Below are 5874 nucleotides of genomic sequence, written 5' to 3' on the forward strand. Positions count from 1 at the left end.
GGGCGGGGGTCCCGGCGCGGCCGGGCGTCGGGGGCGGCATCGGCGCGCCCCCGGCGACCGGCGACCGTCGGCGCGGGCTCAGCCCCAGTCGCGGGACTGGCGCGTCCGCTTCGTCTCCGAGCGCTGCTTCTTCTCGCGCAGCCGGCGCTCGTTGATCCCGCGGGGGATCTTCGTGGGCCTGCGGGGCTTCGGCGGCGGGGCCGTCGCCTCGGCGAGCAGCGCGGCCAGGCGCACCGCCGCCGTCTCGCGGTTGCGCCACTGGGAGCGGTGCTCCGAGGCGCGGACCGTGACCACGCCGTTCACCAGCCGGCCGGCGAGCCGCTCCAGGGCGCGGGCCTTCCACACCTCCGGCAGCGCGTCGGTGGCGGCGACGTCGAAGCGGAGCTCGACCTGGGAGTCGCTGGTGTTCACGTGCTGGCCGCCGGGACCCGAGGAACGCGAGAAACGCCACTGGAGCTCGGCCTCGGGGAGCGAGACGGAGCCACGGATGGGATACGGACCGGCCATGCCCTCCATGTTCCCCGCTGTGCGCCGTCGGAGTCATCCTGTTTTCGCCGGGAGGACGGCGGGAACCGTCCGGGGGCACCATGCGTTTCTCCAGGCAAGACATCACGATGAAAGGGACTTTCCATGGCTGTGAGCCTGTCCAAGGGCGGCAACGTCTCTCTGACCAAGGAGGCCCCGGGCCTCACCGCTGTCACCGTGGGCCTCGGCTGGGACGTCCGCACCACCACCGGCACCGACTTCGACCTCGACGCCTCGGCGATCGGCGTGGACGCCGCGGGCAAGGTCGCCTCGGACGCGCACTTCGTCTTCTTCAACAACAAGTCGACGCCGGACCAGACCATCGTGCACACCGGTGACAACCGCACCGGCGAGGGCGGCGGCGACGACGAGCAGATCAACGTCAACCTCGCGGGCCTCCCGCAGACCGTCGACAAGATCGTCTTCCCGGTCTCCATCTACGACGCGGTGAACCGCTCGCAGAACTTCGGCCAGGTGCGCAACGCGTACATCCGCATCGTGAACCAGGCCGGCGGCGCCGAGATCGCCCGCTACGACCTCTCCGAGGACGCCGCCGTCGAGACCGCCATGGTCTTCGGCGAGCTCTACCGCAACGGCGCGGAGTGGAAGTTCCGCGCGGTCGGCCAGGGCTACGCCTCGGGCCTGGAGGGCATCGCCCGCGACTTCGGCGTCAACCTCTGACCGACGCCCCGCGACACCCCTGAGCCCCGGCGGGTCTCCCGCCGGGGCTCTACCCTTGCCGCGTGATCGTCGAAGCCCTCGCGCCCAAGGCCCTGGAGGACGGTGCGGCCCTCCCCGGCCCGCTGCTCACCGAACTCACCGCGCTGTACGCCTCCCACGCGGAGTTCCACCAGCTGAGCGGCGACTTCCCCGACCCGGCCGACATCCGGCCCGAGCAGGTCGCGGCGGCCCTCGCCGACGAACTGGCGCAGCCCACCGCCGAGGTGCTGCTGGCCCGGTCGGGCGGCCGGCTCGTCGCCGTCGCGGTCACCCTCGGCCGGCATCCCGACCCGGCGGACCCGGACCCGTGGCTGGGGCTCCTGATGGTCCACGGGGACGAGCTGCGGGCGGGCCACGGCCGCCGGCTCGCCGCGTACGTGGAGGACCGCTTCCGCACCGCGGGCCGCACCGGGCTGCGGCTCGCGGTCCTGGAGAACAACCCGAGGGCGCTGGCGTTCTGGACCTCCCTCGGCTACGAGGAGACCGACCGCCGCCCGGACCTCGCCCACGGCCGCCCCTGCGTGGTCCTGCGGAAGGCCCTATGAGCCACCGGGCCCTGTGAGCCACCGGGCCCGGTGAACCGGCGACTCGCACGGCCTAAGGCGCGTCCGGCTTCTCCTCGCCGTACAGCCAGACGTCCCACAGCTGGTCGAGGTCGCGGCCGGCCACGCTCTCCGCGTACGCCGTGAAGTCGTCCGTCGACGCGCTGGCGTGCCGGTACTTCGCCGGCCAGCCGCGCAGGATCTCGTCGAAGGTCCGGTCCCCGACCGTCTCCCGGAGCTTGTACAGCACCATCGCGCCCCGCTGGTACACGGGCGGGTCGAAGAGGTTCTCGGCGGCGGGCGGGGCGGCCGGGGGGAAGGCCCAGTTGGCCTCCTGCGCGAGGGCCCGCTCGAAGTGCGTCCGCGCGGGGACGCCTTCGTACTCCTCCGTGTACAGCCACTCGGCGTACGTCGCGAAGCCCTCGTTCAGCCACAGGTCCCGCCAGCTCGCGGGCGAGACCGAGTTCCCGAACCACTGGTGGGCCAGCTCGTGCACCAGGGTCGTGCGGTCGAAGGAGGCGGCCGGGAAGACGGGACGGGTCTGGGTCTCCAGGGCGTATCCGAGGGTCCCGTCCACCGTGACGATCGCGCCGGCGCTGGTGAAGGGGTAGGGGCCGAAGCGCCGGGCCTGCCGGGCGATGATCTCGGGGATCTCGCCGCGGAGCGCCGCGGTCCGCGCGGCGACGGGCCGCTCGGCGCCGCCGTCCGGGGCGGGCGCTCCGGTGGCGGGGGATCCGGTCGCCTCGGGCGCCGTCCCCTTCGCCATCGCGGTCGTCGTCTCGTACCGGCCGATCGCGACCGTCGCGAGATAGCTCGCCATCGGCTCGGCCGTGCGCCACTCGGTCGTCACCCGGCCGTCGGCCCCCGTCCTGCGGCCGGTCCTGGTCCCGTTCGAAATGCCTTCGAGCCCGGCCGGGACGGTGAGCCGCAGCTCGTAGACGGCCTTGTCGGAGGGGTGGTGGTTGCCCGGGAACCAGGTCATCGAACCGGCCGGTTCGCCGACCGCCACCACCCCGTCGGCGGTACGCAGCCAGCCCTCCTCCGAGCCGTCCGCGTCCGTGATCGGCTCGGGCACCCCGCCGTAGACGACGGTGGTGCGGAACTCCGCGCCCTCGCGGATCTCCTCGCGCGGCCGGAGCGTGAGCTCGTTCCCCGCCCGGTTGACCGAGGCGGGGGCGCCGTCGACGGACGCGCGGTCGACGGTGAGCCCGGCCAGGTCGAGGTTGAAGGCGCTGAGGTCCTGGGTGGCGCGGGCGGTGATCTCCGCGGTGCCGGCGAGCCGCCCGGTCCCGGGGTCGTAGGCGAGGGTGAGGGCGTAGCGGTCGACGTCGTAGCCGCCGTTGCCGAGCTTCGGGAAGTAGGGGTCGCGCAGTCCGGCGGCTCCCGGGGTCCCCCGGACGCCGCCGGTGGCCTCCGTACAGCCGCCCGCGAGGAGGGCGAGGGCGGTGAGGGCGGCGGTGAGGCCGCCCGCGGCTGCTCCGGTCCGGTGGTGCCGGCCCGTCCGGTTGCGCTGGGTCACGTATCGATCCTAAGCAGGTCCGACACGGAGAAAGGCGACGACGCCCGGCGGGGGTCCGGGCGCCGTCACCGGCCGCGGCTCGCGGGGTGGCCGCGTGCGGGTTACCGGTTGAGCGCGGCGACGCCGGCGCGGGCGAACTTCTCGTCGAGGTCGCCGGAGGGGGCGCCGGCGACGCCGATGCCGGCGATGGGGGCGCCCTTGGCGGTGACGGGGGCGCCCCCGGCGAGGAAGAGGGTGCCGGGGATGTCCTTGAGGGTGGGGGCGTTGGTGAGGCGCTTGGCCAGCTCGGAGGTGGGGGCGTTCCAGGAGACGGCGGTGAAGGCCTTCTTCTCGGCGGACTCGTAGGACTGCGGGCCGGCACCGTCGCCGCGGAGGGTGACGAGGGTGTTGCCGTTGCGGTCGACGACGGCGACGGAGACGCGCTGGTTCTCYTTCTCGGCGGCGTCGAGGGTGGCCTGCGCGGCCTTGGTGGCGGCCTCGATCGTCAGGTGCGTCGACTGCTGGAGGTTGCCGTTGCCGGCGTCGGCGCGGACCGCGGCGGTGGGGGCGGCGGCCGGGGCGGAGGCGTTCGCGGAGACCACGCCGAAGGTACCGGCGGCGAGGACGGCGGCGGCGGTGGCACCGAAGAGGATCTTCTTCATGGGGAACTCCAGGCGGGTGAGGTGCGGATGGGGAAGTGCTCGGGGAAGCCGTTCGAGCGGCGGGGAGGCGGGGCCGCTCCTTCGCTCTGTCATCCATCCTGTGGCCGCGACCCGGGGCGCACGGTCCACGGTCCGGCTGCCCCGCTCGCGCACACTGGAGGACGGCCGGGTCAGCCGATCGGCTGATGCCCCCGTGGTCCCCCCGGGCCAGGATGGACAGATGTCCCCAGGTCAGGAAGGTGAGAACGTGACACGGCCGACGGAGACCGGGCAGGGCGGCAGACGCCCTGCCCGCCCGGAGGGATCCCGGCACGAGCGCGCCTCCCGCTCGTCGGAGACGGAGCCGGAGACGGAGCCGGAGACGGGGACGGAGCCGGAGACGGGGACGGAGCCGGAGCCGGAGACGGGGACGGGGACGGGGACGGAGACGACGACGAAGCCGGGGACGAAGACGAAGCCGGAGCCCGAGCGAGCCCCGGAGACGGGGACGAAGCCGGAGGCCGAGCGGGACCCGGACGCGCCCTGGCTCGCGCGGGTCATGCACATCGCCTTCTTCCTCCTCCTCGGCGCCTCCCTGGCCCGCTTCCTGCTGCGCCACCCCTGGGAGGACCGCAGCCCCTGGATCGTCGCCCTCTCCGGCGCCCTCGCCTCCCTCTACCTCCTCGGCCCCGTCGTCGGCACCCGCGCCGCGCCCCGCCGGATCGCCTGGCTGAGCACGGTCGTCGCGGTGTGGATCCTGCTCGTCGTCCTCGCGCCGAGCTTCGCCTGGTGCGCGGTGCCGCTCTTCTACACGGGCCTGCGGACCCTCCCGGCGCGGGCCGCGCTCGGCCTGGTCGCGCTGCTCACCGCGTTCGTGGTGTTCGCGCAGGTGCAGCTCGCCCACGGCGGCTGGGACCCGAACCTGATCGTCGCCCCGCCGGCCGTCGCCGCCATCGCCACCGGCGTCTTCGTGTACTCGGACCGGCAGGCGGCCCGCCAGCGGGCGCTGATCGACGATCTGATCCGCACCCGGCGCGAGCTGGCCGCGATCGAGCGGCGCGAGGGCACGCTCGCCGAGCGCCAGCGGCTGTCCATGGAGATCCACGACACCCTCGCGCAGGGCCTGTCCAGCCAGCAGATGCTGCTCCAGGCGGCCGACCGCACCTGGGACAGCGACCCCGGGACCGCCCGCCGCCACGTCCGTACGGCCGAGTCCATCGCCGAGCGCAACCTGGCCGAGGCCCGCCGCTTCGTGCACGACCTCGCGCCCGCCGACCTCGCCGAGGGCGGCGGTCTGGAAGAGGCCCTGCGGGGTCTCGCGGCCCGCGAGTCGGCGGCGTTCCGGGTCGACGGGACCGCGGTCCCGCTCCCGGAACGGGTGCAGTCGGCGCTGCTGCGGATCGCGCAGGGCGCCCTGGCCAACATCCGCGAGCACGCCGGCGCGGACTCCGCCGCCCTGACCCTCAGCTACCTCGACGACCAGGTGGTCCTGGACATCGCCGACGACGGCCGCGGCTTCGACCCGGTCGAGAAGCCGGGCGGGGTACGCGGACACGGGCTGCCGGCGATGGCCGTGCGGGCGCGGCAGCTGGGCGGCACACTGACCGTCGAGTCCACGCCGGGCGAGGGCACAGTGCTCTCGGCGGCGATCCCGCTCCCGGTCGGTGAGGCTCGGGCCGGCCGCGCCCCGCATCCGGTCCATGACCCGGCTGGCGACCGGCGGGGAGAGCGCGGTGCGGCCCTGCGCGGCCGAGTGGATCGCGGCGAACAGCTCCTCGGGCCGCTCGGCCTTCAGGAGGTAGCCGGTGGCGCCCGCCTCGATGGCCCGGGTGATGTCGGCGTCCGTGTCGTACGTGGTGAGGACGAGGACGTGGACGCCGGTGGGCGAGATCCGCCGGGTCGCCTCCACGCCGTCGATGCCCGCGCCCAGCTGGAGGTCCATCAGGAC

5 protein-coding genes and 2 pseudogenes are annotated in these 5874 nt (G+C 74.5%); 3 read left to right on the forward strand and 4 right to left on the reverse strand.

Annotated elements, in window-relative coordinates; translation table 11 throughout:
• Positions 1–78: 78 nt before the first annotated feature.
• The gene (gene arfB, locus EAO70_RS12735) at positions 79–516 is read right to left on the reverse strand and encodes an alternative ribosome rescue aminoacyl-tRNA hydrolase ArfB (protein WP_148003122.1); all 438 of its coding nucleotides are present in this window, start codon (positions 514–516) and stop codon (positions 79–81) included.
• Between the two features lie 114 nt (positions 517–630).
• Between arfB and EAO70_RS12740 the strand changes: the two genes are divergently transcribed.
• Together EAO70_RS12740 and EAO70_RS12745 are read left to right on the forward strand one after the other, a co-directional pair.
• Positions 631–1206, forward strand: coding sequence for a TerD family protein (locus EAO70_RS12740; RefSeq protein ID WP_148003123.1), 576 nt, complete (start codon positions 631–633; stop codon positions 1204–1206).
• Between the two features lie 62 nt (positions 1207–1268).
• The gene (locus EAO70_RS12745) at positions 1269–1790 is read left to right on the forward strand and encodes a GNAT family N-acetyltransferase (RefSeq protein ID WP_148003124.1); all 522 of its coding nucleotides are present in this window, start codon (positions 1269–1271) and stop codon (positions 1788–1790) included.
• A gap of 52 nt (positions 1791–1842) precedes the next feature.
• On the opposite strand, the gene EAO70_RS12750 is transcribed toward EAO70_RS12745, so the two are convergent.
• Both EAO70_RS12750 and EAO70_RS12755 read right to left on the reverse strand, forming a co-directional pair.
• Complete coding sequence (locus tag EAO70_RS12750; RefSeq protein ID WP_148003125.1) at positions 1843–3306, reverse strand: M1 family metallopeptidase; 1464 nt, start codon at positions 3304–3306, stop codon at positions 1843–1845.
• Between the two features lie 101 nt (positions 3307–3407).
• Positions 3408–3947: a GlcG/HbpS family heme-binding protein gene (locus tag EAO70_RS12755; RefSeq protein ID WP_148003453.1), complete on the reverse strand. Its 540-nt coding sequence runs from the start codon at positions 3945–3947 to the stop codon at positions 3408–3410.
• A gap of 538 nt (positions 3948–4485) precedes the next feature.
• On the opposite strand from EAO70_RS12755, the pseudogene EAO70_RS12765 reads away from it, so the two are divergent.
• Positions 4486–5625: pseudogene (locus EAO70_RS12765) on the forward strand (sensor histidine kinase); the annotation flags it as partial.
• On the opposite strand, the pseudogene EAO70_RS12770 reads toward EAO70_RS12765, so the two are convergent.
• Positions 5575–5874: pseudogene (locus tag EAO70_RS12770) on the reverse strand (response regulator transcription factor); the annotation flags it as partial. The pseudogenes EAO70_RS12765 and EAO70_RS12770 sit on opposite strands and share 51 nt — an antisense overlap.

Source organism: Streptomyces sp. adm13(2018), assembly GCF_008042145.1.
Taxonomy (GTDB): Bacteria; Actinomycetota; Actinomycetes; order Streptomycetales; family Streptomycetaceae; genus Streptomyces.

Excerpts from the sequence above, each read along its gene's own strand:
- arfB (WP_148003122.1), bottom strand. The coding sequence starts at position 516 with ATGGAGGGCATGGCCGGTCCGTATCCCATCCGTGGCTCCGTCTCGCTC.
- EAO70_RS12740 (WP_148003123.1), top strand. The coding sequence starts at position 631 with ATGGCTGTGAGCCTGTCCAAGGGCGGCAACGTCTCTCTGACCAAGGAG.